Annotated in this window: 1 protein-coding gene; it reads right to left on the bottom strand. The window is 66.9% G+C overall.

The window, feature by feature from the left end:
- Positions 1 to 99 precede the first annotated feature (99 nt).
- On the bottom strand, positions 100 to 369 hold a 270-nt coding region (rplT, locus tag ASV53_RS26655; protein ID WP_094959044.1), incomplete at its 5' end, for a 50S ribosomal protein L20.

Here is a 369-nt window from a genome sequence, read left to right as displayed (position 1 = left end):
TCAGTGTAGGAGCAGAGTGCCCGTCCCATGCGACGACAGCACCGGGAACGACGATGGGCGCCCTCCCGGAGGAGAGCGCCCATCGTGGGATGCAGCTGCTTACGCGGCCGACTTCGGCGCGTTGACGTCGGAAGGCAGCGCCTTCTTGGCCGTCTCGACGAGCGTCGTGAACGTCGCCGCGTCGTTGACCGCGAGGTCGGCGAGCTTGCGACGGTCGACCGTCACGCCGGCCAGGCCCAGGCCCTGGATGAAGCGGTTGTACGTGATGCCGTTCTGGCGAGCCGCAGCGTTGATGCGCTGGATCCACAGACGACGGAAGTCGCCCTTGCGCTTGCGACGGTCCCGGTACGAGTAGACCAGGGAGTGGAT

This window comes from Photobacterium sanguinicancri (genome assembly GCF_002265265.1).
Classification (GTDB): domain Bacteria; phylum Pseudomonadota; class Gammaproteobacteria; order Enterobacterales; family Vibrionaceae; genus Photobacterium; species Photobacterium sanguinicancri.
This window is presented reverse-complemented; position numbering and strand designations above follow the sequence as displayed.